At 64.3% G+C, this 26,033-nt stretch carries 28 protein-coding genes; 9 read left to right on the top strand and 19 right to left on the bottom strand.

Features of this window, described 5'->3' with window-relative positions:
- Window positions 1-59 precede the first annotated feature (59 nt).
- Genes HNQ95_RS10680 through HNQ95_RS10665 form a run of 4 tightly spaced genes read right to left on the bottom strand, consistent with a single transcriptional unit; the run spans window position 60 to window position 4,241 of the window.
- Complete coding sequence (locus HNQ95_RS10680; protein ID WP_067955967.1) at window positions 60-1,058, bottom strand: ABC transporter permease; 999 nt, start codon at window positions 1,056-1,058, stop codon at window positions 60-62.
- Complete coding sequence (locus HNQ95_RS10675) at window positions 1,055-2,596, bottom strand: sugar ABC transporter ATP-binding protein (RefSeq protein WP_067955968.1); 1,542 nt, start codon at window positions 2,594-2,596, stop codon at window positions 1,055-1,057. Before HNQ95_RS10675 ends, HNQ95_RS10680 begins: the two co-directional genes overlap by 4 nt.
- On the bottom strand, window positions 2,593-3,477 hold the full coding sequence (locus tag HNQ95_RS10670) for an amidohydrolase family protein (protein ID WP_182574033.1): 885 nt from the start codon (window positions 3,475-3,477) through the stop codon (window positions 2,593-2,595). The genes HNQ95_RS10675 and HNQ95_RS10670 overlap by 4 nt, the downstream gene beginning before the upstream one ends.
- A 14-nt stretch (window positions 3,478-3,491) precedes the next feature.
- The gene (locus HNQ95_RS10665; protein ID WP_067955972.1) at window positions 3,492-4,241 is read right to left on the bottom strand and encodes an SDR family oxidoreductase; all 750 of its coding nucleotides are present in this window, start codon (window positions 4,239-4,241) and stop codon (window positions 3,492-3,494) included.
- Between the two features lie 132 nt (window positions 4,242-4,373).
- Here HNQ95_RS10665 and HNQ95_RS10660 point away from each other — a divergent pair, with 132 nt between their 5' ends.
- Window positions 4,374-5,156: an IclR family transcriptional regulator gene (locus HNQ95_RS10660; RefSeq protein WP_182574032.1), complete on the top strand. Its 783-nt coding sequence runs from the start codon at window positions 4,374-4,376 to the stop codon at window positions 5,154-5,156.
- Between the two features lie 133 nt (window positions 5,157-5,289).
- Here HNQ95_RS10660 and HNQ95_RS10655 read toward each other — a convergent pair whose 3' ends face one another.
- The 7 genes from HNQ95_RS10655 to HNQ95_RS10625 all read right to left on the bottom strand — a co-directional run bounded on the left by HNQ95_RS10655 (window position 5,290) and on the right by HNQ95_RS10625 (window position 12,293).
- Window positions 5,290-5,730, bottom strand: coding sequence for an RbsD/FucU family protein (locus tag HNQ95_RS10655; RefSeq protein ID WP_067955975.1), 441 nt, complete (start codon window positions 5,728-5,730; stop codon window positions 5,290-5,292).
- A gap of 165 nt (window positions 5,731-5,895) precedes the next feature.
- A complete protein-coding gene (locus HNQ95_RS10650) occupies window positions 5,896-6,645 on the bottom strand; it encodes an ABC transporter ATP-binding protein (RefSeq protein ID WP_067955977.1) in 750 nt (249 codons plus the stop codon).
- Complete coding sequence (locus HNQ95_RS10645; RefSeq protein ID WP_182574031.1) at window positions 6,642-7,475, bottom strand: ABC transporter ATP-binding protein; 834 nt, start codon at window positions 7,473-7,475, stop codon at window positions 6,642-6,644. Before HNQ95_RS10645 ends, HNQ95_RS10650 begins: the two co-directional genes overlap by 4 nt.
- Window positions 7,472-8,389 carry a nickel transporter permease gene (gene nikC, locus HNQ95_RS10640; protein ID WP_154386295.1) on the bottom strand — a complete coding sequence of 306 codons (918 nt, stop codon included), beginning with the start codon at window positions 8,387-8,389 and terminating at the stop codon, window positions 7,472-7,474. The genes HNQ95_RS10645 and nikC overlap by 4 nt, the downstream gene beginning before the upstream one ends.
- Window positions 8,386-9,453 (bottom strand): ABC transporter permease, encoded by a 1,068-nt coding sequence (locus HNQ95_RS10635; RefSeq protein ID WP_182574030.1) that lies wholly within the window; start codon window positions 9,451-9,453, stop codon window positions 8,386-8,388. The genes nikC and HNQ95_RS10635 overlap by 4 nt, the downstream gene beginning before the upstream one ends.
- Window positions 9,454-9,560: 107 nt before the next feature.
- Window positions 9,561-11,198 carry an ABC transporter substrate-binding protein gene (locus HNQ95_RS10630; protein WP_182574062.1) on the bottom strand — a complete coding sequence of 546 codons (1,638 nt, stop codon included), beginning with the start codon at window positions 11,196-11,198 and terminating at the stop codon, window positions 9,561-9,563.
- 36 nt (window positions 11,199-11,234) lie between these two features.
- The gene (locus HNQ95_RS10625) at window positions 11,235-12,293 is read right to left on the bottom strand and encodes a dipeptidase (RefSeq protein WP_182574029.1); all 1,059 of its coding nucleotides are present in this window, start codon (window positions 12,291-12,293) and stop codon (window positions 11,235-11,237) included.
- 345 nt (window positions 12,294-12,638) lie between these two features.
- On the opposite strand from HNQ95_RS10625, the gene HNQ95_RS10620 reads away from it, so the two are divergent.
- Together HNQ95_RS10620 and HNQ95_RS10615 are read left to right on the top strand one after the other, a co-directional pair.
- A complete protein-coding gene (locus HNQ95_RS10620) occupies window positions 12,639-13,904 on the top strand; it encodes a Glu/Leu/Phe/Val family dehydrogenase (RefSeq protein ID WP_067955989.1) in 1,266 nt (421 codons plus the stop codon).
- 183 nt (window positions 13,905-14,087) lie between these two features.
- On the top strand, window positions 14,088-14,729 hold the full coding sequence (locus tag HNQ95_RS10615) for a LysE family translocator (RefSeq protein ID WP_067955991.1): 642 nt from the start codon (window positions 14,088-14,090) through the stop codon (window positions 14,727-14,729).
- Here the strand turns inward: HNQ95_RS10615 and HNQ95_RS10610 are convergent.
- Both HNQ95_RS10610 and rlmN read right to left on the bottom strand, forming a co-directional pair.
- Complete coding sequence (locus HNQ95_RS10610; RefSeq protein WP_182574028.1) at window positions 14,710-15,177, bottom strand: hypothetical protein; 468 nt, start codon at window positions 15,175-15,177, stop codon at window positions 14,710-14,712. The genes HNQ95_RS10615 and HNQ95_RS10610 overlap by 20 nt on opposite strands.
- Window positions 15,174-16,409, bottom strand: coding sequence for a dual-specificity RNA methyltransferase RlmN (gene rlmN, locus HNQ95_RS10605; RefSeq protein ID WP_182574027.1), 1,236 nt, complete (start codon window positions 16,407-16,409; stop codon window positions 15,174-15,176). The genes HNQ95_RS10610 and rlmN overlap by 4 nt, the downstream gene beginning before the upstream one ends.
- A 144-nt stretch (window positions 16,410-16,553) precedes the next feature.
- Between rlmN and HNQ95_RS10600 the strand changes: the two genes are divergently transcribed.
- Window positions 16,554-16,886: a DUF1294 domain-containing protein gene (locus tag HNQ95_RS10600; protein ID WP_182574026.1), complete on the top strand. Its 333-nt coding sequence runs from the start codon at window positions 16,554-16,556 to the stop codon at window positions 16,884-16,886.
- A 12-nt stretch (window positions 16,887-16,898) separates the two neighbouring features.
- On the opposite strand, the gene HNQ95_RS10595 is transcribed toward HNQ95_RS10600, so the two are convergent.
- The 4 genes from HNQ95_RS10595 to HNQ95_RS10580 all read right to left on the bottom strand — a co-directional run bounded on the left by HNQ95_RS10595 (window position 16,899) and on the right by HNQ95_RS10580 (window position 18,997).
- On the bottom strand, window positions 16,899-17,387 hold the full coding sequence (locus tag HNQ95_RS10595) for a GNAT family N-acetyltransferase (RefSeq protein ID WP_182574025.1): 489 nt from the start codon (window positions 17,385-17,387) through the stop codon (window positions 16,899-16,901).
- A gap of 79 nt (window positions 17,388-17,466) precedes the next feature.
- The gene (locus HNQ95_RS10590) at window positions 17,467-17,970 is read right to left on the bottom strand and encodes an invasion associated locus B family protein (protein ID WP_067956001.1); all 504 of its coding nucleotides are present in this window, start codon (window positions 17,968-17,970) and stop codon (window positions 17,467-17,469) included.
- A 239-nt stretch (window positions 17,971-18,209) separates the two neighbouring features.
- Entirely contained in the window at window positions 18,210-18,578 is a 369-nt protein-coding gene (locus HNQ95_RS10585; RefSeq protein ID WP_182574024.1) for a YkvA family protein, read from the bottom strand.
- Window positions 18,579-18,700: 122 nt separating this feature from the next.
- Window positions 18,701-18,997, bottom strand: a complete 297-nt coding sequence (locus tag HNQ95_RS10580) for a 4a-hydroxytetrahydrobiopterin dehydratase (protein WP_067956005.1) — start codon at window positions 18,995-18,997, stop codon at window positions 18,701-18,703.
- A 49-nt stretch (window positions 18,998-19,046) separates the two neighbouring features.
- On the opposite strand from HNQ95_RS10580, the gene HNQ95_RS10575 reads away from it, so the two are divergent.
- The gene (locus tag HNQ95_RS10575; RefSeq protein WP_067956006.1) at window positions 19,047-19,565 is read left to right on the top strand and encodes a low molecular weight protein-tyrosine-phosphatase; all 519 of its coding nucleotides are present in this window, start codon (window positions 19,047-19,049) and stop codon (window positions 19,563-19,565) included.
- Here HNQ95_RS10575 and thpR read toward each other — a convergent pair.
- Both thpR and HNQ95_RS10565 read right to left on the bottom strand, forming a co-directional pair.
- Entirely contained in the window at window positions 19,469-20,065 is a 597-nt protein-coding gene (gene thpR / locus HNQ95_RS10570; protein ID WP_067956007.1) for an RNA 2',3'-cyclic phosphodiesterase, read from the bottom strand. The genes HNQ95_RS10575 and thpR overlap by 97 nt on opposite strands.
- A gap of 140 nt (window positions 20,066-20,205) precedes the next feature.
- A complete protein-coding gene (locus tag HNQ95_RS10565) occupies window positions 20,206-20,838 on the bottom strand; it encodes an arylesterase (protein WP_182574023.1) in 633 nt (210 codons plus the stop codon).
- A 64-nt stretch (window positions 20,839-20,902) separates the two neighbouring features.
- Between HNQ95_RS10565 and HNQ95_RS10560 the strand changes: the two genes are divergently transcribed.
- The 4 genes from HNQ95_RS10560 to HNQ95_RS10545 all read left to right on the top strand — a co-directional run bounded on the left by HNQ95_RS10560 (window position 20,903) and on the right by HNQ95_RS10545 (window position 26,029).
- Window positions 20,903-21,610 carry an ABC transporter ATP-binding protein gene (locus HNQ95_RS10560; protein WP_182574022.1) on the top strand — a complete coding sequence of 236 codons (708 nt, stop codon included), beginning with the start codon at window positions 20,903-20,905 and terminating at the stop codon, window positions 21,608-21,610.
- Window positions 21,611-21,833: 223 nt separating this feature from the next.
- On the top strand, window positions 21,834-24,377 hold the full coding sequence (locus HNQ95_RS10555; protein ID WP_154386300.1) for an ABC transporter permease: 2,544 nt from the start codon (window positions 21,834-21,836) through the stop codon (window positions 24,375-24,377).
- Window positions 24,378-24,572: 195 nt separating this feature from the next.
- Window positions 24,573-25,352 (top strand): Bax inhibitor-1/YccA family protein, encoded by a 780-nt coding sequence (locus HNQ95_RS10550; protein ID WP_154386301.1) that lies wholly within the window; start codon window positions 24,573-24,575, stop codon window positions 25,350-25,352.
- A 101-nt stretch (window positions 25,353-25,453) separates the two neighbouring features.
- The gene (locus HNQ95_RS10545; RefSeq protein WP_182574021.1) at window positions 25,454-26,029 is read left to right on the top strand and encodes a GNAT family N-acetyltransferase; all 576 of its coding nucleotides are present in this window, start codon (window positions 25,454-25,456) and stop codon (window positions 26,027-26,029) included.
- The last annotated feature ends 4 nt before the right edge of the window (window positions 26,030-26,033 follow it).

The following is a 26,033-nucleotide window of genomic DNA, read 5'->3' as shown; positions in this document are numbered from 1 at the left end:
GCTTTCGCTCTCTTCTTGATGTTGGCGCAGCACCCCGGCGCTGCGCGAAGCAAGCTTGCTCAAAGCCTGCGCCGCCGCAGAATGTCGGTGTAGACGGCGAGAATGATGATCGAGCCGGTGACCACGGTCTGCCATTCCTGGGCGACCGAGAGGATGCGCAGGCCGTTGGCGAGCACGGAGATGATGAGGGCGCCGATCAGCGTGCCGATGATGGTGCCGCGGCCGCCCGACAGCGAGGTGCCGCCGATGACAACCGCTGCGATCGCATCGAGCTCGTAGCCCTGGCCGAGCGCGGGCTGGGCCGAGTTGAGCCGCGAGGCGATCAGCAGGCCGGCGATGCCACAGATCGAGCCGGCCAGCGCATAGACCGCGATCTTCCAGCGGTCGGTGTTGACGCCGGAAAGCCTGACCGCCTCTTCGTTGGAGCCGAGCGCAAAGGTGAAGCGGCCCAAAATGGTGCGCTCGAGGATGAAGCTGGTGGCGATGGCGACCAGGAACAGGATCAGCACGCCGTTGGGGATCGGAAGGCTCGGGATGACCGAGCCGATCAATGAGCCTTGCGAGATCTGGGTGAAGCCAGGCGTGCCGTTGAAGTAGATCGGGCGCGTGCCCGAGATCACCAGCGACAGGCCCTTGAGGATCAGCATCATGCCAAGCGTGGCGATGAAGGGCGGGATCTTGAGCTTGGCGACGAACGTTCCGGACAGCGTGCCACTGGCAGCCCCCGCCAGGATCGCGGCCAGCACGCCGAGGCCGAGCGGCATGCCCCAGAAGGTCAGCACCACGCCGGCAATCACCGCACAGAAGGTCATCAGCGTGCCGACCGACAGGTCGATGCCGCCTGTGATGATGACCAGCGTTGCTGCGATCGCCAGCACGCCGTTGACCGACGTCGCCTGCAGGATGGCGATGATGTTGGACGTCTGCATGAAATTGGGCGAGGCAAAGCTGAACACCGCGACAAGGATGATCAGGCTGGCGAAGGCGAGCAGCCGGTGTTGCGCGCCGGAAAATCGCGAAACGGCAGAGGTGCTCGCCGTGGATGCTGCAGCACTCATTTGGCCTCTCCCTTTGCCGTCTTTTGCTTGTTCTGGTTGGCGGCATCGCCGCGAAGCGTCGCCAAATGCATGATCTCCTCCTGGCTGGCGCCGCCGGGCAAGATGCCGGTCAGCCGCCCCTCGCACATCACCGCGATGCGATGGCTGAGCCGGAGCACCTCCGGCAGTTCGGAGGAGATGACGATGATGGCGCGGCCCTGCTGGGCCAGCGCATTCAAGAGCTTGTAGATTTCGTTCTTGGCGCCGACGTCGATGCCACGCGTCGGCTCGTCGAAGATCAGCACCTCGCACTCGCGCAGCAGCCATTTGGCGATGACGATCTTCTGCTGGTTGCCGCCCGACAGCAGGCGCACTTCCTGCCGGTCCGACGGGGTCTTGATCGCCAACTGGTCGATGTAGCGGGCGGCGACATCGTGCATGGCGCCTTCCCTGAGCAACCCGGCCGGGCCGGCGAAGCGCGCAAGGCTGGCCAGCACGACGTTGTTGCGTACGTCCATGCCGGTGGCGAGGCCGAAATGCTTGCGGTCCTCGGAGAGGTAGCCGATGCCGGCACGCACGGCGTCTTGCGGGATACGGATGTCGACCTTTTTGCCATGCATGAAGATGTCGCCGCCGTCGCGACGGTCGGCGCCGAAGATGGCACGCGCCACCTCGGTGCGGCCGGCGCCCATCAAGCCGGCGAAACCGAGGATTTCGCCCTTGCGGACAGAAAGGCTGACGTCGCGGATGACCGTACCGCGATTGAGGTTCTTGACCTCCAGCACGGTCTCGGACTTGCTGTGGTCGGGAATGTCCGGCCGATCGTCGGTCAATGTGCGGCCGACCATCATCGAGATGATCTTCTCGACTGGCGTCTCGGCAGCCGGCACCGTGCCGATATATTCGCTGTCGCGCATGATGGTGACGCGGTCGGCGATGCGCTTCAGCTCGTCCATCTTGTGCGAGATGTAGACGATGCCGACACCCTCGGCCTTCAGCCTGGCGATGATGGCGAAGAGCTCCGCGATCTCGGCGTCGTTGAGGGCCGCTGTCGGCTCGTCCATGATCAGCACGCGCGAGCGATAGGACAGCGCCTTGGCGATCTCGACCATCTGCTGGCGTGCGATGGTCAGCCCGCCGACCGGGGTGCGCGGGTCGAGCTTTAGATGCATCGAGGCAAAGATCTCGGCGGTATCAGCGTTGAGTTTCGCCTCGTCGAGCAGCAGGCCGCCGGCCTTGCGTGGCTCGCGGCCGATGAAGATGTTCTGCGCCGCTGTCAGATGCGGCATCAGATTGAGCTCCTGATGGATGATGCCGATGCCGAGATCCTGGGCCTGGCGCGGCGAGTTGATCTCGACCGGCTTGCCGTCGAGCAGGATTTCACCCGCATCGCGGCGGTAGATGCCGGCAAGGATCTTCATCAGCGTCGACTTGCCGGCGCCGTTCTCCCCCATCAGGGCATGCACTTCGCCTGACAGCAGCTCGAGTTGGGCATTGTGCAGGGCGCGCACGCCGGGGAACGACTTGCCGATGTCCTTCATGACGACGAGAGCGGTCATGCGCGACCTCCTTCGATGCCGTAGAAGCGGGCGGCTGTGCCGCCCAGGATCGCCATGCGCTCGCGTTGGCCAAGGCCGTCAAGCAGGCGGCCCGTGACCTCGTCCCAGAAGGCGAAGGGGTTGGCCAGTGTCAGCACCGGCCAGTCCGACCCCCAGATCAGGCGATCCGGCCCAAACCAGTCGAGCAGGCTGCAGATCGCCGGGTGCAGCGCTTCAGCCGCGGCCTTGGACGTCGCGCGGCGCTCCGCGGGCAATTCGGTGAGCAGGCCAGACAGCTTGCAATAGACCTGCGTGTGCCCCGACAGCTCGGCCATGCCGAACCGCCACATGCCATGGCGCGGATCGTCGGCAGAAGCGGCGAAGGCGGGCTTGGCAGCATGGTCGATGACGACGGGGAGCTCGGGATGTGCCTCGACGAAACGCCCGAGCGCCTGAAGATGCTGCGGCATCACGAGCGCGTCGAAACGCAGGCCGAGCCGCTTGAGTGCTGCGATAGCGTCCAGGTGCGGGCGGGTGGCGATCCAGTCGGGATCGTCGAGATCCTGCAACATCGGCCGGACGCCCTTGAACAGGGGATCGGCAGCGAAGCGATCGAGCGTGGCAACGCTTTCGGTGGAGGACAGGTCGACCCAGCCGACGACGCCGGCAACAGCCTTGTCGTCGCGGCCCTGGTCGAGCAGGAACTGCGTCTCGGCTTCCGTCGGGGCTGCCTGGACCAGGATGCGTTTGGCGATGCCGGCGACTTCCGCCAGCGGGCGCATCTCGGCTGCGCCGAAGTCATGGTAGATCGGGGCGAGATGGGTGGCGTCAGGCGTCAGCCAACCGTAGTCGCCGCGCTGGAGCGCCCAGTAGTGGCAGTGGCCGTCGATCCTTTCGATCATGGCCGCCGCCCCGTCTAGATGGTGACGCCGCCATCGACCAGGACTGCCTGGCCGGTGACGAAGCGCGACTCGTCGGACAACAGGTAGACGACGAGCGGCGCGATGTCGTCGACGGTCGCAAGTCGGCCGATGGGCTGGCGGGCGATGAAGTCCTTCTCCGCCTGCACCGGGTCGGCGGCAGCAGCGATGCGGCCGCGCAGCGACGGCGTGTCGACAGTGCCCGGGCAGAGCGCGTTGCAGCGCACGCCGCGGCGCACATAGTCGGCGGCCATGCCCTTGGTGAAGCCGATGACGGCCGCCTTGGTGGCGCCGTAGAGCAGCCGGTTGGGGAAGCCTTTGATCGACGAAGCCATGGAAGCCATGTTGAGGATCGACACGGCGCCGGTCTTTTCGGCGCGTTCGAGCATGCCGGGCAGGAACGCCTTGGTCGTGCGGTACATGCTCTTGACGTTCAGGTCGAAGCTGAAGTCCCAGTCTTCGTCGCTGCAGTCCATGATGGTGCCGTTGTGGACGAAGCCGGCGCAGTTGAAGAGCCCGTCGAGCGGCGCCTGGCCGGCGGCGAAGCTTGCCACGGCCTTGCCGTCGCGGACGTCGAGACGATGGGTCTCGATGTTCTTATGCTCGGTCGAAAGCGCTTTGAGCGCGTCGTCATTGATGTCGGTGGCGATGACATGGGCGCCCTCATTGGCACAGGCCAGCGCGCTGGCGCGGCCGATGCCCTGGGCCGCGGCGGAAATGAAAATGCGTTTCCCGCTTAGTCGCATAACCGTCGCTCCTCCCAGCAAACTGCTTGCGCTTCTGTCTATATACGAACATACTATTCATAAATGAACCAACCTTGCAATGGGGAATTGTGAGGAGGGGTCGTGAGGCCGGTCGAGGGAGGATTTCGCATCATGCCAAAAGGGTCGGCAAAGACGGCCAACAGCGTCGACAAGGACGAGCGCTACCGCGCACCGGCACTGGACAAGGGCCTGGACATTCTCGAGCTGCTTTCGGAGCAACCGGGTGGCCTGACCCGGGCCGAGATCGGTGAGGCGATGGGACGTGGGCCAAGCGAGGTCTACCGCATGCTCGAACGTCTGGTGGCGCGCGACTTTGTCAGCCGCTCACCAGAGGGCGACCGCTACGCGCTGACCATGAAGCTTTTCATCCTCGCCCATCGGCATCCGCCGATAAGGCGGTTGGTGGCGCGGGCTCAGCCTTTGATGGATGCATTTTCGGTGGCTGCCGGCCAGTCATGTCATCTGGTAGCGCCCGACCGCGACGCGGCGATCGTGGTGGCGCATGCCAGCCCGCCCGGCAACTGGGAATTCGGCATCCGCATCGGCGCCCATATCGATCTCCTGACCACCAGCTCGGGTCATATCTTGCTCGCCTTCCAGGACCCGCATTCGCAATCCGAGGCAGCTGCGCGCTGGGAAGGCACCAGGCAGGCAAGTGCACGTGAAAAGCTGGAGCCGATCCTGACCGGCTATCGCGAGGCCGGCCACCGCGTCGGCCCGAGCCAGCAGATGCGCGCCATCGACGACATCTCGGTGCCGATCCTCTCGCCTGACGGCTACGCGATCGCCGTGCTGACCTGTCCCTACATCCTGCGGATCGACGACAGGCAGGCCGACATCGACCAGACGCTGGCATTGCTCAAGGACGTCGCGGCCAAGCTGTCGCTGTCGTAGGCGCGGGTTGGACGTTGCTTTGGCGCTGCGTAGCGCAGAGCTCGATGCTACGTACCGGCAGGCGGTTGAGGGCGCGGCTGCGCCCCTTTCAGGGAAAGTTCTGGCTCTCCTAGACCTGCGCCGAAGACGCGGTTCATCCCCCCGGCGGTACCACGCCCTTGCGCACGGCGAAGTCGGCATAGAAGCGGCGTTCCTGGGTCTGGATGACGGCATAGGCCTTCTTGGCACGCTCGTAGAAGGCGAAGCGTTCGATGCCGACCATCTTGGTGGCCGTGCCCTCGATCAGCTTGCCGACCTCACGCTGCACCTCGGGGATCTCGTCCGGCTTGCCGACCACTTCCATGCGGCCGAAGGCGTCGTCGACGAAAGTGTCGACCGGCATCACCGACAGCACCGCCTTCATGACGCTGACGATGTCGCCGTCGATGCGCAGTGGCCGGCCGAAGACGGTCTGCCTCGCCATCGCATCGGCCGGGAAATTGGCATCGGCGATAACAAGGTCGTCGCCATGGCCCATGGCGCGGAGCACGTAGAGCACGTCGGGGCCAAGCAGCGGATCGATGCCAAGGAGCATTTTTGTCACCTGAGATGCGGGTTGCGGATGCGGGGCGGCCTCACCTGAACGCCATAGTTTCCAATCCAGAATTGCAGGCAAGTGCTTGCGCGCGCAAGCTGTCCATCTGACATTTTCGCCTTTCGCGGAAATGCGGAAAACGGACTTCCGCATTTCCGTAACACCCTAGGCGTCGCGGACGAAACCTTCGCTCGCAACGAGAAGGTTGCGCGTGTAGTCCTGCGCCACGTTTCGCGTGGCGAGGTCGCCGGCCTGCAGCCGTTCGACCTCCTGTCCGCCCTGCATCACCATCAGCCGCTCGCACATGTGGGTGATGACGCCGAGGTCGTGGCTGACCATGACGAAGGTCAGCTTGCGGTCGCGGCGCACTTGTTCGAGCAGGTTGAGCACTTCGGCCTGCACCGAAGCATCTAGGGCCGATGTCGGCTCGTCGAGCAGCAGGATCGACGGTTCGAGGATCAGCGCACGGGCGATCGCCACGCGCTGGCGCTGGCCGCCCGAGAGCTGGTGCGAGTAGCGGAAGCGGAAGCCGGAGCCGAGGCCGACCTCGTCGAGCGCGCGCTGGATGCGTTTCTCGGTGTCGCCGAAACCGTGAATGTCGAGCGGTTCGAGCAGCAACCTGTCGACGGTCTGGCGCGGGTGCAGCGAACCGTACGGGTCCTGGAACACCATCTGCACCTGACGATAGAATTCCTTGTCCCTGAGCTTGCCCAACCGCTTGCCGCTGACGTCGATGGTGCCGCTGGAGACGGGCGCGATACCGGCGACGGCGCGCAGCAGCGTCGATTTGCCCGAGCCGGATTCGCCGACGAGGCCGAAGGATTCGCCTTGCGCCACGGTCACGCTGACGTCCTTCAGCGCGACGAAATCGTCGTAGACCACACGCAGTTTGTCGATCGAGAGAGCAGGGGTCACAGCAGCCACTCCGGCTGGCGGTCGAGCACGGGCAGCGGGTGCCGGTCGGCGCCGATCTTGGGCATGCAGTTGAGCAGGCCTTGTGTGTAGGGATGTTTCGCCTGCGCCAGTTCCGAGGCCTTCAGTTCCTCGACGATCTTGCCGGCATACATGACGATGACGCGGTCGCAGAAGGTCGAGACCAGGCGCAGGTCGTGCGAGATGAAGATCAGTCCCATGCCGCGGTCGATCACCAGCCGGTCGAGAATGCGCAAGATGTCGAGCTGGACGGTGACGTCGAGCGCTGATGTAGGTTCGTCGGCGATCAAGAGTTCCGGCCCGGCGATCAGCATCATGGCGATCATCGCGCGTTGGCCCATGCCGCCGGAAACCTCGTGTGGGAAGAGGTCGTAGACGCGTCTGGGATCGCGGATCTGTACGGCCGCCAGCATGTCGAGGGCGCGCTCTCGGGCCGCCGACTTGCCGATCTTCTCATGCGTCCGCAGCGTCTCGACAATCTGGCGGCCGATGGTCATGACCGGATCGAGCGAGTATTTCGGATCCTGCAGGATCATGGCGATGCGGTTGCCGCGCAAAGCGCGGCGCTCCGTCACGGAAGCCTTCAGCAGGTCGATGCCGCTGAATTCCAGCCGCCTGGCCGTGATCTCTGCCTGCTGCGGCGTCAGGCCCATGATGGCGCGACCGGTCTGCGATTTGCCCGAGCCGCTCTCCCCGACGATGCCCAGCCGCTCCTGACCGAGTGAGAAGGAGACGCCGCGTACGGCCTCCACCACGCCGGTGCGGGTGGGAAAGGAGACCCTGAGGTCTTCGACATTGAGCAACGTGTTCATTGGCCACCGCTGCGTGTGTCGAGGGCGTCGCGCAGGCCGTCGCCGAGCAGGTTGAAGCCGAGGCTGACGATGAGGATCGCGGCACCGGGGGCTGCCGCCACCCACCACTGGTCGAGGATGAAGCGACGGCCCGAGGCGATCATTGCGCCCCATTCCGGCAGCGGCGGCTGGGCGCCGAGGCCGAGGAAGCCGAGGCCAGCGGCCGTCAGGATGATGCCGGCCATGTCGAGGGTGACACGGACGATCAGCGACGAGATGCACAGCGGCATGATGTGACGCAGCACGATGCGCATCGGCGAGGCGCCCATCAGCTTGACGGCGGCGATGTAGTCGGAGTTGCGCACGGTCAGCGTTTCGGCGCGCGCGATGCGGGCATAGGGCGGCCACGAGGTCAGCGCGATGGCGATGATGGCGTTTTCGATGCCGGGCCCGAGGGCTGCGACGAAGGCCAGGGCCAGAACCAGCTTGGGGAAGGCGAGGAAGATGTCGGTGATGCGCATCAGCACCGCATCGATCCAGCCGCCGGCATACCCCGCAGCCGTGCCGACCAGCAGGCCGATCGGCGCTGCGATGATCGCCACCAGCACGATGACCTGCAAGGTCAGGCGTGAGCCGTAGATCAGGCGCGAAAGGATGTCGCGGCCCTGGTCGTCGGTGCCGAGCCAGTAGGTGGAGCTCGCCGGCAGCAGGCGGGCGTTCTTGAGGTCGCCGATATAGGGCGAATGCGGTGCCAGAAGTGGAGCGAAGGCGGCGACGAACAGCAGCAGAAGAATGATGCCGAGACCGATGGCGGCAAGCCGATTGGCGGTGAAGCGGCGCCAGGTCACATAGGCGCGGCCAAGCCGGGCCTGCAGGCGCGACTGCGGTCGGTCGGTGAGCAGCCATTCGCGTCGGGTCATGGTCGTGTCGCTCATCGGATGCGCGTCCTTGGGTCGAGCAGGCGATAGAGCAGGTCGGAGAGCAGGTTGAGCGCGATGAACACCGAACCGATGACGATCGTGCCGCCCAGCACCGCGTTCATGTCGGCGTTCTGCAGCGAGTTGGTGATGTAGAGGCCGAGGCCGGGCCAGGCGAAGACCGTTTCGGTCAGGACCGAGCCTTCGAGCAGGCCGGCGTAGGACAAGGCGATCACGGTGACCAGCGGCACGGCGGCGTTGCGCAGCGCGTGGCCCCAGATGATGCGGCGCTCGGACAGGCCCTTGGCACGGGCCGCGACGATATATTCCTGGCTCAGCTCGTTCAGCATGAAGGAGCGCGTCATGCGGCTGATATAGGCGAGCGAGAAATAGCCGAGCAGCGAAGCCGGCAGGATGATGTGGGCGAAGATGTCCTTGAAGGCGGCCCAGTCGCGATTGAGCACCGCGTCGAGCAGGTAGAAGCCGGTGATCGGGGTGAAGGTGTATTCGAACACCACATCGATGCGGCCAGGGCCGGCGGTCCAGCCAAGGCGGGCATAAAACACCAGAAGCGCCAAAAGACCGAGCCAGAAGATCGGCACCGAATAGCCGATCAGGCCGATGATGCGCACGATCTGGTCGGCGAGGCTGCCGCGCTTGACGGCGGCGAGCACGCCGAGCGGGATGCCAAGTGCTGCGCCGATGATGGTGCCGACGGTGGCGAGCTCCATCGTCGCCGGGAAGACGCGGCGGATGTCGGCCATGACAGGATTTGTGGTCAGCACCGAGGTGCCGAAATCGCCCGACAGCACGCCTTTCACATAGAGATAGAACTGCTGGTAGTAGGGCAGGTTGAAGCCCATCTCCTCGCGCGTGCGCTCGACGACATGGGCCGGCGCGCGGTCGCCGACGATGGCGAGCACGGGGTCGATCGGAACGACACGGCCGATGAAGAAGGTCACGGCCAAAAGGCCGAGATAGGTTGTAGCAACGATCACCACGAAACTGGCGATCGCCTTGAGTGTGGCGGAGGCGCGCCTGTCAGCGCGCCTCGCGGGCGTCTGTGTGTCAGCGGTGCTCAATGGTCCGATCCTCTTGCGCGCGCCCCCGGCTTGCCGGAGGTCATGCGCAGACTCGCATGGTTACAGCGGTGCCTGGCGCGCCCCTGAGGACGCGCCGTTGCGAGAGATCATTCCTTGGTCACGGGGGCGACGAAGTTCGAATCGAAGTTCGGCCCGAGCTTGTAGTTCTTGACGTTGCCGCGCAGGCCGGCGACCTCGGTTTGCTGGAAGATCAGCACGAACGGGCTGGTGTCGAGGGCGGCCTGCTGCAACTCCTTGTACATGGTCGCGCGCTTGTCGTTGTCGCGTTCCAGGAGGGCAGCCTTGGTCTTCTCGGTCAGCTCCGGCACGTCCCAGGCGTTGCGCCAGGCCAGCGTCTTCACCGTGCCGTCGTCGGCATTGTTCGGGTTGGAGGTGAAGGTCTCGGCGTTGGAGTTCGGATCCCAGTAGTCCATGCCCCACTGGCCGATATACATGTCGTGGTTGCGGGCGCGGTACTTGGTCAGCGTCTGCTTGCCGTCGCCGGGGATGATCTCGACCTTGATGCCGGCCTGGCCGACTGTCTGCTGGAAGGCTTCGGCGATGCCGGTGACCGGCTGGGTGTTGCGCACGTCCATGGTGACGGAGAAGCCGTCTTTCAGGCCGGCTTTTTCCAGCAGTTCCTTGGCCTTGGCGACGTCGAAGGTGAAGGGGTTCGAGTCAAGCGCGCCGAGCACGCCCTTGGCCTGGTAGGTCTGGCGGATTTCGCCGATGCCCTTGATCAGCGTCGAGCCGATCGCATCGTAGTCGAGCAGGTACTTCATCGCCTGGCGTACTTCGGGCTTTGCCAGGTTCGGGTTCTTCTGGTTCAGGCTGATGTAGTAGACAGTGCCCTTGGGTGCGCTAGTCGTCGTCAGCTCGGCGTTCTTGGAAACGGCATCGAGGTCGCCCGGTTCGAGGTTGCGGGCGACGTCGATGTCACCGGCTTCGAGCATCAGGCGCTGGGTCGCGCTTTCCTTGACATGGCGGTAGATGACGCGGGCAAGCGCCGGCTTGTCGCCGTAATAGTTGTCGTTGCGCTCCAGCACGAGGATCTCGTTGGCGCGCCAGTCGCGGATCCTGAACGGACCCGAGCCGGCATAGCCGGTCTTGAGCCAGCCATTGCCGAAGTCGTTGTCGAACTTGTAGTCGTCAGTCGGTGTGACAGGAGCGACGTGTTCGAGCACCAGCTTGCTGTCCATGACGGCGCCGACGGTGGCGGTCAGGCAGTTGAGCACGAAGGACGGCGCGTAGGACTTGTCGACGGTGAAGACAAAGGTGCTGTCGTCGGCAGCCTTGGCCTTCTCGGTGACGTTGTCCTTGGTCAAGCCGAACTGGGTGAGGATGAAGGCCGGGCTCTTGTCGAGCTTGACGACGCGCTCGAACGACCAGGCGACGTCCTTGGCGGTGATCGGGTTCCCCGAGGCGAACTTTAGGCCGGGTTTGAGCTTGAAAGTGTAGGTCAGGCCGTCGTCGGAGACGGTCCAGCTTTCGGCGACGCCGGGACGCACCTTGGTGGTGTCATTGATGTCGAGACGCACCAGCATGTCATAGGCGTTGCCGAGGAATTCGGCCGGGCTGAGCTCGAAGGACTCGGCCGGGTCGAGCGTGATGGTGTCGTCGATGGCCCATGCCTGGACCAGCGTGTCGGCCGGCGTCGCCGCAAGTGCCGGCGCCGCGAAGACGATCGCCGACAGAGCGGCGCCGGCAAGCATCAGACGGAAGTGTCCGTTCATTTTACCAAGCATCATTTTTCAGTTCCCCAAGTTGACGATTATTTGTTGTTAGGCTGCCGTTTCGTGCCAGGCCGAGCGCAAGACCCTCAGCCAGTTGTCGCGGCAGATTTTCGCCAGATCGTCGTCACCGTAGCCCGCGCCGCTGAGGGCGGCAACGAGGTTCTGCAGGCCGGCGGCATCGCCGATCTCGGCCGGCACGGTGGCGCCGTCGAAGTCCGAACCCAGCGCCACGCCATCGATGCCGACATGTTCGACGAGATAGTCGATATGGCGAATCATGTCCGATAGCGGCGTGTCGACGCTCTTCAGCCCGTCCTCGCGCAGCATGGTGACGGCGAAGTTCAGGCCGACAAGGCCGTTGCTCTCACGCACCGCTGCAAGCTGCTTGTCGGTCAGGTTGCGGCTGATCGGCGTAATCGCATGAGCGTTGGAGTGGCTGACGACCAGCGGCTGGTCGCTGAGCTTGGCCACGTCCCAGAAGCCTTTCTCGGTGATGTGGGCAAGGTCGATGGCGATGCCGATGCGATTGCATTCCTTGACCAGCCTCTTGCCGGCTTCGGTCAGGCCGGGGCCGGTGTCGGGGCTCGACGGGAAGGCGAAGGGCACGCCATGGCCGAAGACGGTGTTGCGGCTCCAGACAGGGCCGAGCGAGCGCAGGCCGGCGGCATAGAACACGTCGAGTGCGGCGAGATCGGCGTCGATCGCCTCGCAGCCTTCCATGTGCAGCACGGCTGCAAACTTGCCTTCGGCACGCGCAGCGTCGATGTCGGCGCCTGTGCGGCAGATCTTCCAGCCGCCGGCGCGCTCGATCCTGAAGGCGATCGAGGCCATGTCGAGCGCAATGTCGAGCGACGGGGCGCGTTCGAGCGGCTTGCACAGCGGAATGGCGTAGTGGCCGTTTTCGTCGCGCAGCTCGTCGGGCATGCTGGCCGAGGTGATGTAAATGGCGCAGAGGCCGCCGGCGAGGCCGCCCTTTGCGGCGCGCGGCATGTCGATGTGGCCCTGGCGGGTGCCCTCGATGAACTCGGCCACCGGATCGGCGCCCTTGGCGGCGTTCTGCCACAACCGGAAAAGGACGTCGTTGTGACCGTCGAATACTGCCTGCATTACCCACTCCTGTAAGTGGAAGGCAGTTGAAGGATGCCGGGCGGGGGGAGTCAACATGTGCCAACGGGCACCCGATGGGTCGAAGCCGCGGTTCCGCTGGGGAAGCCCTATCCAGGACCAACACTAAGCCATGCCTGGACCACTCGCGCCTGAATCGGCCGCCACGGTCCTCAAACAGGCTCTATATGAGGGGTTGACCGCCCTCGGCTGCCGCCGGGGCTGACGCAGCGGCAGTGATTGGCTCTGGCTGGACGTTGTGCGCTGGCGCTTTTTTGTGCAGGCGGGTCGGGTGCGGTCGATGAGCCGTGCATCACATTGCCAATCCAATCACAGGACATACTCATTATGACAGAAGGCAGTCTTCTTGATCATGCACTCGTGCGCCTCGACGAGGCGGCAAAACACCTGAACGTCGACGCCGACGTGATCGAGAAACTGAAGTTCGCCCGCGAGACGACCAAGGCACGGCTGATGATCCGCATGGACGACGGCTCGCGAAAATCGTTCCTCTCGTGGCGCTGCCGTTATGACGACACCCGTGGCCCGACCAAGGGCGGCATCCGTTTCCATCCGGAATCGACCGCCGACGAGGTCGAGATGCTGGCGTTCTGGATGACCTTCAAATGCGCCGTGATGAACCTGCCCTATGGCGGCGGCAAGGGTGCTGTGCAGGTCGACCCGCGCAAGCTGTCCAAAGCCGAGTTGGAGCGCCTGTCGCGTGCCTACATGCAGGCCTTCGCCCGCATCATCGGGCCCGACCGAGACATCCCGGCACCAGACGTCTACACCAACTCGATGATCATGGGCTGGATGGCCGACGAGTACGCCCAGATCGTCGGTCAGGCTTCGCCCGCCGTCATCACCGGCAAGCCGCTGGCGCTGGGCGGCTCGCTCGGCCGCGGCGACGCCACCGCGCGAGGCGGCTTCTATCTCGTGCGGCACCTCGCCGACGAACTCGGGCTCAAGGGCAGCCTGCGCATTGCCGTGCAAGGCTTTGGCAATGCCGGCCAGCATATCGCCCGCCTGCTTGCCTCGGACGGCCACAAGATCATTGCCGTGTCGGATTCGGAAGGTGCCGTGCATGCATCCGACGGCCTCGACCTCGACCGCCTGTTTGCGGCCAAGAACAGCGCCCGTTCGGTGACCTCGACCGCCGGTCAACACGGTCATGAGCTGCTTGCCGGCGACGCGCTCGTCGGCGTCGACTGCGATATCCTGGTGCCGTCGGCGCTGGAAAACATGATCCGCGTCGACAACGCCGACAGCGTCAAGGCGCGCATCGTGCTCGAGCTCGCCAACGGTCCGGTGACCTCGGAAGCCGACGCCATCCTGGAAAAGAAGGGCATCGTCGTGCTGCCCGACATCCTGGCGAACGCCGGCGGCGTCACCGTCTCCTATTTCGAATGGGTGCAGAACCGCCAGGGCTTCTACTGGCAGATCGAGGAGATTCACGACCGGCTGCGCGCCATCATGGAACGCGAGGGCCGCGCCATCTGGGACGTCGCCAGCAAGAAGGAGATCTCGGTGCGGACAGCCGCCTATGTGCATGCGCTCGGCCGTCTCGCTGAGGCGATCGAGGCGCACGGCACGCAGAGCTACTTCGACAGCTGAGCCACGCCGAGGTGTAGCGCCGGGCCATTCGGCTCGGCGGTCCGTCTTTCATCTTCATTTGTCAGGCCGGTGCCCTGCTCTGGCCTGCTATTTTCCGGTTGAAGCGCCGAATTGGTGCGATTAGGGCTATTGCCGGAAAATCCCCACAACCCTTGCCTTCCAGGCAGATCCGGCGGCCCGATTATGTCCTTCATTCCCGATTGGTCGACCATCATCCAGTTCGCGATCGCAACCTTCATCATCGCGATCACGCCCGGACCCGACATGACCCTGTTCGTCGGCCGCGCGTTGTCGGAAGGCCGCAAGGCCGGCTTTGCCTGCATGGCAGGCGCGATGACCGGCATCGTCATCCACACCACGCTGGTGGCGCTTGGCCTCTCGGCCCTGATCGTCGCTTCGCCGCAAGCCTTCATGGCGCTCAAGGTCGTCGGTGCCGGCTACCTGGTCTGGCTCGCCTTCCAGGCGATCACCAAGGGTTCGGCGTTCTCGCCCGACACCACCAAGCGTGCGCCGCGCTCTGTGTTCCAGAACTGGGCCACCGGCCTCGGCATCAATCTGCTCAACCCGAAGATCATCCTGTTCTTCATGACGTTCCTGCCGCAGTTCGTTTCGGCCCACGACACCAACGCGCCGGGCAAGCTGTTCTTCCTCGGTGCGATGTTCATCGTCCTGTCGCTGCCGGTGACGGCGCCGATGGTGATTGCCGCCGACAAATTCGCCGGGCTGCTCAAGAAGAGTCCGCGCGTGACGCGCATCGTCGACTATCTGTTTGCAGGGGTGTTCTCGGCCTTCGCGCTGAAGATTCTCACGGCGCAGGCGAAGTAGGGGTATTCCTGAGCGCGCCGGCGAAGCGGCCGGTGACGAACCAGTAGGCGATGCCGCCGACCAAACCGCTGCCGATGATCGACACCGGCCAGAGCGGATCGCGATAGGCGAAGCCGCCGTCGCCGCTCTGGTAGGCGACGCCTATGAAGACCAGCGCCACGAAGCCGCCGGCAAGGGCGTAGAACAGCCAGTCGCGCTTGCCGAGCAATTCGGCGAGCAGCATGACGACGACTGCCGGCACGAAGCCGAAATAGGCGACGAACAGCGCGATGAACGGAATGGTGAAGACCATCGAGCCGCTGGCTACCTCGGGCGGTATGTCGGTGGCTATCAGGCCCGCAACGCCAAGGAACACAACGTTGAGGAAGGCGCTGGCGGCAATGGACGCCGCGGCATAGCCCAGCACCATGTGGGCGAATTTGCCGAGATAGACGAGGACGCGGCTCACGCCTCGCCGTGTCCCGCGATCATCATCGCCTCGAGCGCCAGGCGCTCGCTCTTCTTCATGCGCTCGGATTCCGACTTGAGCTGGCCGCAGGCGGCGAGGATGTCACGGCCGCGCGGGGTGCGGATCGGCGAGGCATAGCCGGCATTGTTGATGTAGTCGGCGAACTTCTCGATCGTTTCCCAGTCCGAGCACTGATAGTTGGTGCCGGGCCATGGATTGAACGGGATCAGATTGATCTTGGCCGGCACGCCCTTGAGCAGCTTGACCAGCGCCTTGGCATCTTCGAGGCTGTCGTTGACGTCCTTCAGCATCACATATTCGAAGGTGATGCGGCGGGCGTTCGACAGGCCGGGATAGTTGCGGCAGGCGTCGACCAGATCCTTGAGCGGGTACTTCTTGTTGATCGGCACCAGCAGGTCGCGCAGGTCGTCATTGGTGGCGTGCAGCGAGATCGCCAGCATGACGCCGATTTCCTCGCCGGTGCGGAAGATTTCCGGCACGACACCCGAGGTCGACAGCGTGATGCGGCGCTTGGACAGCGCCAGCCCGTCGCCATCGGAGGCAATCAGCAGCGCCTTCTTGACCGCCTCGAAATTGTACAGCGGCTCGCCCATGCCCATCATGACGATGTTGGAGACCTTGCGGCCCTCGGCCGGAACAATGGCGCCGGCGGGCGTGTCGCGGTCGGGGAAATCGCCGAGCCGATCGCGTGCCGTCATCAGCTGCGCCAGGATCTCTTCCGCCGTCAGGTTGCGCACCAGCTTCTGGGTTCCGGTGTGGCAGAACGAGCAGGTCAGCGTGCAGCCGACCTGCGACGAGATGCACAGCGTGCCGCGGCCTTCCTCGGGGATGTAGACGGTCTCGATTTCAACCGGGCGACCGGCGCCTCGCGGCGGGAAACGGAACAGCCACTTGCGCGTGCCGTCCGAGGAAATCTGCTCCTCGACGATCTCCGGCCGCGCGATTGTGAAGTGCTTGGCGAGCTCGGCGCGCAGGTCCTTGGAGATGTTGAACATGTCGGCGAAGTCGGAGACGCCGCGGACATAAAGCCAGTGCCAGAGTTGCTGGACACGCATCTTGGCCTGGCGTTCGGGGACGACGCCTGATGTAACGAGCGCTTCGGCAAGCTCCTCGCGGGTGAGGCCGATCAGCTCGCCCTTGACGGGCGCGGCCGCACGGGCGCGCAACGCGTCACGGGTAGCATCGGTGGTAAGGTCGAGCGAAAGGGTCATTCGGGCTCAGCTAGCTGCAGATATCGGCAAATGTAGGATTTTGGCGCGACATATCACAGGTCTGGCGCTGCGTCACGTTTTGGCGGCCATGCATTTGTGCCGCAGCTTTGCAGTCTGTTAGGCAATGGCTGGGATGCTGGCCCGATGAGCAACATCTTTAACGTTGTCCTGGTGGCGCTCGTCGTCAATCTTGCGGCGTTCGCTGCCTTCTGGCGCGACAAGTATCTGGCCCGCGCCGGCGGCCGGCGCATCCCCGAGAAAACCCTGCTCTGGCTCGCCTTCGCCGGTGGCAGCCTGGGTGCCTTGTCGGCCCAGCACCTGTTCCGACACAAGACCCGCAAGGAGCCGTTCCGATCGCGGCTCTACACAATTGTCATCGCGCATGCGGTCGCCATTGCCGTACTGGCGATCTGGCTGATCGCGCCGCAATGGGCCTCGGGGTTGCTTGATGCGCTGAGCCGGCCGGCCGTGTCCTAGGCCGAAGATGTTTCAGGCGGTTGGGCGGAGCACCAGCCGGTAGCGCTGCTCTGGCCGGCCGCTGCGTTGGTGTGGCACCGGTTCGCCCAGGCGCCGCCAGCCGAGACGTTCGTAAAGCCGGACGGCGCGCTCATTGTCCGAATAGACCGCGAGTTCGGCCGCATCGAAGCCGCGCTCGCGCAGCAGCGCTGCGATGCCGGCCAGCAATTCGACTGCCGCGCCCTTGCCCCAATGGTTCGGGTCGACGCCGAAATAGTGTAGTTCCACGTTGCCATCTCCCGGCATCGGCGCAATGGCACCGAAGGCAACAGCGGTCCCATCGGTGGCCTCGGCGATGGCGAGCAGAGCCCGCTCCGAGCTGGTGAGCACCCGCGAAATGATCGGCCGCGCCTCGTCGAGCGTCGCCACATCAGGATCGTTGTCGCGCACCGCCGTCGCCCGCGCCCAGATGATCGCGGCCCGGTCGAGATGGCTACTGGTCCCGTCAATGATCCTGTGCATCTGCAGACCCCGGCTCCTGTCGCAAAAAAGCCGGGCGATCGGGCCGCCCGGCTTTCGAAAACCTGTCTTGCGTCTGCGCTTACTTGCAGGTGGTGATCGACGTCAGCGCCGCCGAAATGCCCTTGAGCGAGAAGACGTAATTGGTCGGGTTGCCACGGCCTGATTTGGCCGAGACCTTCATGTCCGAGCCGCCCTTCATGGCGCTGATCAGGGCAGGTTCCTCGGCTGCGTTCTCGACCCAGGCCGACTTTCCCTTGGTGAACATCGAGAACGACTTGTCGCCAATGGTGACGGTGACCTTGGAGTTTTCCTGGAAATTGTAGCCGGCGATGAACTGCGGCTCGAAGGAAACCTTCTGGCCGGGGCGCTGGCTGACGAAGAAGAACATGTCGCCATGGTCGAGCGTCGACGGCTGCTTGTCGGTCGGCACCGTCAGCACGTAGCAGACCTTGCCGTTCTGCGCCTGGTAGCTGTAGGTGCCCCAGGCGTTGTGCTGGCCGATCTTGGTCGCCGACTGGGCGAGCGCCGGCATTGCCGACACTGCAAGCACCAGACCCGAAATTGTAGCTATCAAACCGCGCATCGTTTTTCCTGTAGTTCAAATGGAGCGGGGCAGGCCGACTGCGCGCCCGCCCGTTCGCTTCATTTTGATTTAATCTGGGTTACCAAAGGGTGAATGCTTTTCAGAAAGGACATTCATCGCATGGAACCCCGCCGAACTGCCCATCGTGGACGGGCACCTTGTCCCTGACGTGGTTGAAAACCACGAAAACGGCAAGAGTTTGACTTTTCGTTTCAGGATGAAACAAGCGGGCAGCGCTGTCATTGGTCCTGTGACAGCGCTTCCTTCGCGGCAATGCGGTGGGCCGGTGTCATGTGCGCCCGGACCGCCGTGATCGCAGCGGTCAGCACGGCGATGTCGTCGGTGAAGCCGAGGCCCAGTATGACATCGGGAATGGTGTCGACCGGCAGGATGAAATAGCCGAGCGCCGCCAACAGGATACCTTTGGCTCGCAGCGGCGTGTCCTTGTCCAGCGCGCAATAATAGGCCGCCACCACCTCTTCCATGAAAGGTACGTGGCGGGCAGCGCGCTTGGCGGTGCGCCAGAACTTCTCGCGCACCTCGGCTTCGCTTGCCGGAGCGCCGTTCACGCCGCCGCGAAAGCCGTCAAAGCCGGGGAACTTCACCATCCAGACAATCTCCTTTGCCCGAACTCTATCTTCTCACGCTTGCCGGAAACCGGTTCCGGTTTCGGTGCCAATGCGCGATCAAAGATGTGGGAAGGTTCGGTCCCCTCTGCAAGATGCCGGCCTCAGGAACCGAAATAGCCGTTCATGCGCTTGGCCAGCTTGAAATCCAGCTCGGTCAGCCCGCCGGCGTCGTGGGTGTTCAGCGTGACGTCGACCGTCTTGTAGACATTCGACCAGTCGGGGTGGTGGTCGAGCTGTTCTGCCGCCATGGCGACGCGGGTCATGAAGGCGAAGGCCTCACTGAAGTTCTTGAACACGAAGCTGCGCGACATCGACAACCCGTCGGCGGCGAGTGTCCAGCCGCCGAGCGCGTCGAGCGCTGCCTTCAGCTCCTGCTGTCCAAGTTTCTCTCTGGCCATTTCATGCTCCCGTGATATGCGAAGTGTTCACCAGCATAGCGCGGGATCGATGAGCGAGAAGCCGGTAAAATCAATTCTGTTCGTTTGCCTCGGCAACATTTGCCGTTCGCCCCTTGCCGAAGGTGTGTTTCGGGCCGTGCTCACCGAGCGCGGGCTAGATGGCGAATACACAATCGACTCGGCTGGCACGGGCGGCTGGCACGCGGGTTCGGCCCCGGATCCGCGGTCGATCGCGGTTGCGGCCGAGCATGGCATCGACATCACCGCCCAGCAGGCCCGCAAGGTTGTGGCGCGCGATTTCGAGCGCTTCGACCTGATCCTCGGCATGGATCGCTCCAATGTCGACGATCTCCGGGCGCTTGCGCCGGCGAGCTTGGCCGAGCGTGTCGAGCTTTTCATCGGCCAGGCCGTGGGTGGACCACGCGACGTGCCCGATCCCTATTACGGCGGGGAAGACGGCTTCGCTGCGGTCTACCGCATGATCCGCGACGCTTCGGAGGCGCTTGCCGACCGGCTGGCAGCGCGGGCGTCGACGCCATTCAGCGGCCAGGCTTCCTCGACGATGTAGGGGCCGCCGCCGACCGAGTCGCGCGACGACATCAAGACGAAGCGGCCGACACGGAAGGGCACGGTGGCGAAGTTGCCGCGCGCTGACAGATAGTGTGCGACATCGAGCGGGCTGGTGTTCCTGAGCCGCGCCAGCGTGACATGCGGGGTGAACTTGCGCGGATCCGACGGCAGGCCGAGGCGCTTGCTGATGCGCTCGATTTCGGCCTGCAGCGCGTTCATCTCCGGCGACGGTGTGACGCCGGCCCAGACCGCATGCGGCTTTTTCTGCCCGAAGGCGCCGACACCCGAAAGCGTGAGCTGGAAGCTCGGACGGTCGACACGGTCGAGTGCTTCGACGATCTCGTCGGCGACGTGGCCTTCGATGTCGCCGAAAAAACGCAAGGTGAGGTGGTAGTTTTCGACGTCGATCCAGCGGGCGCCTGACAGGCCGCCCCTGAGCAGCGACAGCGATAAGGCGGCATCACGCGGAATTTCGAGGGCGGTGAAAAGTCGCGGCATGGCCAGGCTCCCTTCCTCGAATCGCAGTTCGTAGGGCTCAGCGAATCATCGATCGCTGCGCCGGGCAAGGGCTTTGTTCAGCGCCTGCTGTTTCGACCACGCAACGAAATCGGATGTGTTGCAACGATGCATGACGACGTTCATTTGCCGGCAACTGCCTTTTCGACAGTCGGCAGCGCCTTTGCGACCATGCGGTCGATACCTTCTGCTGTTGGGTGCATGCCGTCCTCCAAAAGCAGTTTCGGATCACCGGCGACGCCATCGAGAAAGAACGGATAAAGCGTCACGCCGTACTTCTCGGCCAGCCTCGGATAGATCCTGCCGAATTGTTCGCCATAAGCGTGACCGAGATTTGGCGCCGCAACCATGCCGGCCAGCAGCACCTCGATCTTTCGCTCCCGGAGCCGGGCAAGCATCTTGTCGAGGTTCTGCTCGACGAGCGCCGGGTCGATGCCGCGCAGCATGTCGTTGGCGCCGAGCTCCAGTATGACCAGCTGCGTTCCGTCGGGGACGGACCAGTCGAGCCGCGACAGGCCGCCGCTTGTGGTGTCGCCAGAGACGCCGGCATTGGTAATCACGACATCGTGACCATTGTTGCGTAGCGCCTTTTCGAGCTTTTCGGGAAAGCTCTCGCCGGGATTGAGGCCATATCCGGCCATCAGGCTGTCGCCAAAGCCGACGATCTTGAATGGTTCGGCCCAAACCGGGGCAATGGTCGTGAAAAAGGCCAGAGAGACGGCAAGGAATGCGAAGGTCAGATGTTTCAATGCCATGTTTCAAAACCCATATGACGGAAAAATTCACGCCTCTTAGATTTTCATATAGGACAGATTTGCCGTGACAGAAGCAGTCATCGAACTGAGAGACGTGTCGTTGACGCTTGGGACGGGGGCTTCTTCAGTGCATGTGCTGAAGGGCGTGAGCCTCGATGTCGCCGCCGGCGAGGCCACCGGCATCGTCGGCCCTTCCGGTTCCGGCAAATCGACGCTGCTGATGGTTCTGGCCGGACTCGAACGTGTCGATGGCGGCACGGTCAAGATCGCCGGCGAGCTGCTCAACGGCCGCAGCGAGGACCAGATCGCGGCGTTTCGCGGCCGCAACATCGGCATCGTCTTCCAGTCGTTCCATCTGATCCCCAACATGACCGCGCTGGAAAACGTCGCCGTGCCGCTCGAACTGGCCGGCAAGCGCGACGCCTTTGCCATCGCTGAACGCGAGCTCGCGGCCGTCGGCCTCGCCGACCGCGTCACGCACTATCCGGGCGAGCTTTCGGGCGGCGAACAGCAGCGCGTGGCGATTGCGCGTGCGCTGGCGCCGGAGCCTGCCATCCTCATCGCCGACGAGCCGACAGGCAATCTCGACCAGGCGACAGGGCGGCAGATCGCCGACCTCCTGTTCGCCAAGGCCGCCGAACGCGCCATGACGCTGGTGTTGGTGACGCACGATCCAGCACTCGCCGCGCGCTGCGACCGGCAGGTGGCGATGCGCTCCGGGCGGATCGAGACGGCGACAATTGCGCCTCTGGCCGAGAAAGTCCGGGCATGATTTTCGCTTCTGAGCACCCCCCTCTGGCCTGCCGGCCATCTCCCCCGCAAGGGGGGAGATCAGCCTTCGCCGTCGTCTCAGCCAATATTCGAGGCCGCAAGAACGGCGGCAAGGACGCCGCCTCCAATCTCCCCCCCTGTGGGGGAGATGCCCGGCAGGGCAGAGGGGGGCAACGTAGAGCGCCAGCGTTGCGGAATGAGGCATTCGGATCGCAGGTGCTCCCATGCTGAAGGACCTGCCTCTCGCCTTCCGCTTTGCCGCGCGTGAAATGCGTGGCGGCCTGCGCGGCTTCCTGATCTTCCTGACCTGCATCGCGCTCGGCGTGGCGGCAATCGGCGGCGTCAATTCGGTGGCGCGGGCGATTACCGCCGGCGTTGCCAGCGAGGGTCAGGCGCTGCTCGGCGGCGACATCCGTTTCCAGCTGATCCAGCGCGAGGCGACCGACAAGGAAAAGACCTTCCTCGAAAGCCTCGGCACCGTCTCGCACAATGCCGGCATGCGCTCGATGGCGCGGCTGGAAGACGGTTCCGACCAGTCGCTTGTCGAAGCCAAGGCGGTCGACGACGCCTATCCGCTTTACGGCCAACTGGTGACGGAGCCGGCGCTGCCCCGCGCCGAACTCTTTGCCGAGCGCTCGGGCATCTTCGGCGCGGTGGCCCCCGATCTGTTGTTCGAACGGCTCAACCTCAAGCTTGGCGACCGCATCAAGCTCGGCAGCGCGACCTTCGAACTCCGGGCAAAGCTTGTCACCGAGCCTGACGCGGTCTCCGACGGCTTCGGCTTTGCGCCACGCCTGCTGGTGTCGATGGAAGGGTTGAGCACTTCCGGACTGATCCAGCCCGGCAGTCTCGTCGAACACGCCTACAAGCTGCGCATGCCTGTCGGTACCAGCGAAGCCGAAGTGGCTGATGTGCGCGAGCGGGCGAATGCCGAATTCCCCGAGGCTGGCTGGAGCGTGCGGACAAGGACCAATGCCGCGCCGGCATTGTCGGCCAACATCGAACGCTTCACCCAGTTCCTGACGCTGGTCGGCTTGACCTCACTGGTCGTTGGCGGTGTTGGCGTAGCGAATGCCGTGCGCGCCTATCTCGACGGCAAGCGTGGCGTCATTGCCACCTTCAAGAGCCTGGGCGCCTCGGGCGGCTTCGTACTGACAGTTTATCTCATCCAGATCCTGCTTATTGCAGGTCTCGGCATCGCCATCGGCCTGGCGCTCGGCGCGCTGATGCCGTTTGCGGCGAGCGCAGCACTCCAGTCGGTCATCCCGGTGCCGGCCGAAGCCGGCGTCTACCCGGCGGCACTTGCCATGGCCGCTCTGTTCGGCGTCCTGGTGACGCTTGCTTTCGCCATCCTGCCGCTCGGCCGTGCCCGCGACGTGCCGGCCACCGCGCTGTTCCGCGAGATGGGTTTTGAAGGTCGGGGCCTGCCGCGGCTGGTCTACATCGCAACCGCTTTGGGCATCGCCGCCATACTCGCGGCGCTCGCGATCTGGTTCGCCGGCGACCGCCGCATCGCCACCATTTTTGTCGGAGCGACGATCTTTTCGTTTCTGGTGCTGCGCGCCGTGGCCGTTGCGGTGCAGTGGCTGGCGCGGAAAAGCCCGCGTGTGCGCTCGACCGCGCTCAGGCTCGCCGTCGGCAACATCCACCGCCCCGGCGCTTTGACGCCGTCCGTGGTGCTGTCGCTCGGCCTCGGGCTGACGCTTCTCGTCACGCTGGCGCTGATCGACGGCAATCTGCGCCGCCAGATATCAGGCAGCCTGCCGGAGCGGGCGCCGAACTTCTTCTTCGTCGACATCCAGCCTGACCAGGTCGACGACTTTGCCAGGCTGGTTGCGACAGAGGCGCCCGGCGGCAAGCTGGTGCGGGTGCCGATGCTGCGCGGCCGTGTCATGGCGCTCAACGGCACCGACGTGCAGAAACTCAACGTACCGCCGGAAGGCGCCTGGGTGCTGCGCGGCGACCGTGGCCTGACCTATGCCAAGAACCTGCCGGAGAATTCGACGCTGTCGCAAGGCACGTGGTGGCCGGCCGACTATTCGGGCGAGCCGCTGGTGTCATTCTCGGCACAAGAGGCGGGCGAACTCGGCCTCAAGATTGGCGACATGGTCACCGTCAACGTGCTGGGCCGCAACGTCACGGCCAAGATCGCCAATTTCCGCGAAGTGCAGTGGGAATCGATGGGCATCAACTTCGTCATGGTGTTTTCACCCAACACCTTCGCCGGTGCGCCGCACAGCTGGCTGGCGACGCTGACCGAAGACAAGGCTGTCCCTGCCGACGAGGCTAAGATCCTGAACGCGGTGACGCGCAGCTATCCGGCAATCACCACCGTGCGGGTGAAGGACGCGCTCGACGTCGTCAACCGGCTGGTCGCCCAGCTCGGTACTGCGATCCGTGCCGCTGCCGGCGTGGCGCTGATCGCCTCGGTGCTGGTGCTGGCCGGCGCACTTGCCGCCGGCAACCGTGCCCGGGTCCATGACGCGGTCATCCTGAAGACGCTCGGTGCGACGCGGCGGACGTTGATATCGGCGTTTTCGCTGGAATACATGCTGATCGGCCTCGCCACCGCCATCTTCGCGCTCGCCGCCGGCGGGGTCGCGGCCTGGTTCGTCGTCGCGCGAATCATGACGCTGCCATCGTCCTTCCTGCCGGAGGTGGCGGTTGCGACGATCGTCTTTGCCCTGGTGCTGACCGTCGGCTTCGGTCTGGTCGGCACCTGGCGGGTGCTCGGCCACAAGGCGGCGCCGGTGCTGCGCAGCGAATGACGAAATGCCGTTGCGCGGGCTGGACTTCAACGACATTTGTATGAGATTGTGCGCTCACAGCCGGTTTCAAGGCGTTACAGGCCTTGTTTAGGTCTGAAAGAAACATCATATTTCGGCGGAGGCATGCTGGAGTCCCGCCAGCGGCGCCTGGGTCTCGGCCTGACACCCGACGGGGCAGAAGCAACAGAGGAAACCATGTCCGACTTTAGAAACTACCAGACGCGCATGGCGACGGCAGGCAGCCGCACCGACGCGTCGATCGACGAAGGCCTGCGCGCCTACATGCTCAAGGTTTACAACCTTATGGCGCTCGGCCTGGTCATCACCGGTCTTGCAGCGCTGGGCACCATGACGCTGGCGACCACCAACGATCCGGCCACCGCCGTCGCCACGATGGGCAACGGCAAGATGCTGACCAGCCTCGGCGTTGCGCTCTATGGTTCGCCGCTGAAGTGGGTCGTCATGCTGGCTCCGCTCGGCATGGTGTTCTTCCTGAGCGCCCGCATCCAGTCGATGAGCGTTTCCGGCGCGCAGACCGCGTTCTGGGTGTTCGCCGGCCTGATGGGCCTGTCGCTGTCGTCGATCTTCCTGGTCTACACCAGCGCCAGCATCGTCCAGACCTTCTTCATCACCGCGACCGCCTTCGGTGCGCTCTCGCTTGTCGGCTACACGACCAAGCGTGACCTGACCGCCATGGGCACGTTCCTGACCATGGGCGTGATCGGCCTGCTGATCGCGATGGTGGTCAACATCTTCCTGCAGTCGCCGGCCCTGCAGTTCGCCATCTCGGCGATCGGCGTGCTGGTGTTCGCTGGCCTGACCGCCTACGACACGCAGAAGATCAAGGAGATGTATTTCGACGGCGACGACGTGCTCGTCTCCGGCCGCAAGGCGATCATGGGCGCGCTCACGCTCTATCTCGACTTCATCAACCTGTTCTCGTTCCTGCTGTCGTTCCTGGGCAACCGCGAATAATCAGCTGGACCATCAGACTTTCGAAGGGCGGCCAATGGCCGCCCTTTTCATTTGTTCGGAGCTTTGCTCTAATGGAGGCAGAAGAATGGATTGCCTAAAAAATGAGCATGAAGATTCGGCACGCGCTGCCTGACGACCTCGACCGGATCACCGAAATCTATGCCGACGCGGTCCTCAACGGCACGGCGAGCTACGAGCTCGATCCGCCCTCGCGCGCCGAGATGGGGGAGCGCTACAACAGCCTGACGGATGCCGGTTATCCCTACCTCGTCGCCGAGCGCGACGCTGTCATTCTGGGCTATGCCTATGCCGGCCCGTTCCGTGCGCGCCCTGCCTATCGCTTCATTGTCGAGGATTCGATCTATGTTGCGCCGGAAGCCAAGGGCGCCGGCATCGGCAAGGCGCTGATGCAGGCGCTGATCGACGAATCAACTGTTCTCGGCTTTCGACAGATCATCGCCGTCATCGGCGACGGCCATGCCGACAGCGCTTCGGTGCAGCTGCATGAAAGGCTCGGTTTCCATCACACCGGCCGCATGGAAGGCTCCGGCTACAAGCATGGCCGCTGGCTCGACACCGTGTTCATGCAACTGGCGCTGAATGGCGGCGCGACACTGCCGCCGGATCCGGGCTCGATGCTGGAACGGCGCTTCGTCGCCAAAGGCGGCAAGGGCTGAGCCG

This window comes from Aminobacter ciceronei (genome assembly GCF_014138625.1).
In the GTDB taxonomy this organism is placed as follows: Bacteria; Pseudomonadota; Alphaproteobacteria; order Rhizobiales; family Rhizobiaceae; genus Aminobacter; species Aminobacter ciceronei.
Note: the sequence above shows the minus strand (reverse complement) of the source record. Positions and strands in the feature narration are given on the sequence as shown.

Coding starts and splice junctions, on each gene's coding strand:
- HNQ95_RS10680 (WP_067955967.1), bottom strand. CDS start 1,058: ATGAGTGCTGCAGCATCCACGGCGAGCACCTCTGCCGTTTCGCGATTT.
- HNQ95_RS10675 (WP_067955968.1), bottom strand. CDS start 2,596: ATGACCGCTCTCGTCGTCATGAAGGACATCGGCAAGTCGTTCCCCGGC.
- HNQ95_RS10670 (WP_182574033.1), bottom strand. CDS start 3,477: ATGATCGAAAGGATCGACGGCCACTGCCACTACTGGGCGCTCCAGCGC.
- HNQ95_RS10665 (WP_067955972.1), bottom strand. CDS start 4,241: ATGCGACTAAGCGGGAAACGCATTTTCATTTCCGCCGCGGCCCAGGGC.
- HNQ95_RS10660 (WP_182574032.1), top strand. CDS start 4,374: ATGCCAAAAGGGTCGGCAAAGACGGCCAACAGCGTCGACAAGGACGAG.
- HNQ95_RS10655 (WP_067955975.1), bottom strand. CDS start 5,730: ATGCTCCTTGGCATCGATCCGCTGCTTGGCCCCGACGTGCTCTACGTG.
- HNQ95_RS10645 (WP_182574031.1), bottom strand. CDS start 7,475: ATGAACACGTTGCTCAATGTCGAAGACCTCAGGGTCTCCTTTCCCACC.
- nikC (WP_154386295.1), bottom strand. CDS start 8,389: ATGAGCGACACGACCATGACCCGACGCGAATGGCTGCTCACCGACCGA.
- HNQ95_RS10630 (WP_182574062.1), bottom strand. CDS start 11,198: ATGCTTGGTAAAATGAACGGACACTTCCGTCTGATGCTTGCCGGCGCC.
- HNQ95_RS10625 (WP_182574029.1), bottom strand. CDS start 12,293: ATGCAGGCAGTATTCGACGGTCACAACGACGTCCTTTTCCGGTTGTGG.
- HNQ95_RS10620 (WP_067955989.1), top strand. CDS start 12,639: ATGACAGAAGGCAGTCTTCTTGATCATGCACTCGTGCGCCTCGACGAG.
- HNQ95_RS10615 (WP_067955991.1), top strand. CDS start 14,088: ATGTCCTTCATTCCCGATTGGTCGACCATCATCCAGTTCGCGATCGCA.
- rlmN (WP_182574027.1), bottom strand. CDS start 16,409: ATGACCCTTTCGCTCGACCTTACCACCGATGCTACCCGTGACGCGTTG.
- HNQ95_RS10600 (WP_182574026.1), top strand. CDS start 16,554: ATGAGCAACATCTTTAACGTTGTCCTGGTGGCGCTCGTCGTCAATCTT.
- HNQ95_RS10595 (WP_182574025.1), bottom strand. CDS start 17,387: ATGCACAGGATCATTGACGGGACCAGTAGCCATCTCGACCGGGCCGCG.
- HNQ95_RS10590 (WP_067956001.1), bottom strand. CDS start 17,970: ATGCGCGGTTTGATAGCTACAATTTCGGGTCTGGTGCTTGCAGTGTCG.
- HNQ95_RS10585 (WP_182574024.1), bottom strand. CDS start 18,578: ATGGTGAAGTTCCCCGGCTTTGACGGCTTTCGCGGCGGCGTGAACGGC.
- HNQ95_RS10580 (WP_067956005.1), bottom strand. CDS start 18,997: ATGGCCAGAGAGAAACTTGGACAGCAGGAGCTGAAGGCAGCGCTCGAC.
- HNQ95_RS10575 (WP_067956006.1), top strand. CDS start 19,047: ATGAGCGAGAAGCCGGTAAAATCAATTCTGTTCGTTTGCCTCGGCAAC.
- thpR (WP_067956007.1), bottom strand. CDS start 20,065: ATGCCGCGACTTTTCACCGCCCTCGAAATTCCGCGTGATGCCGCCTTA.
- HNQ95_RS10565 (WP_182574023.1), bottom strand. CDS start 20,838: ATGGCATTGAAACATCTGACCTTCGCATTCCTTGCCGTCTCTCTGGCC.
- HNQ95_RS10555 (WP_154386300.1), top strand. CDS start 21,834: ATGCTGAAGGACCTGCCTCTCGCCTTCCGCTTTGCCGCGCGTGAAATG.
- HNQ95_RS10550 (WP_154386301.1), top strand. CDS start 24,573: ATGTCCGACTTTAGAAACTACCAGACGCGCATGGCGACGGCAGGCAGC.
- HNQ95_RS10545 (WP_182574021.1), top strand. CDS start 25,454: ATGAGCATGAAGATTCGGCACGCGCTGCCTGACGACCTCGACCGGATC.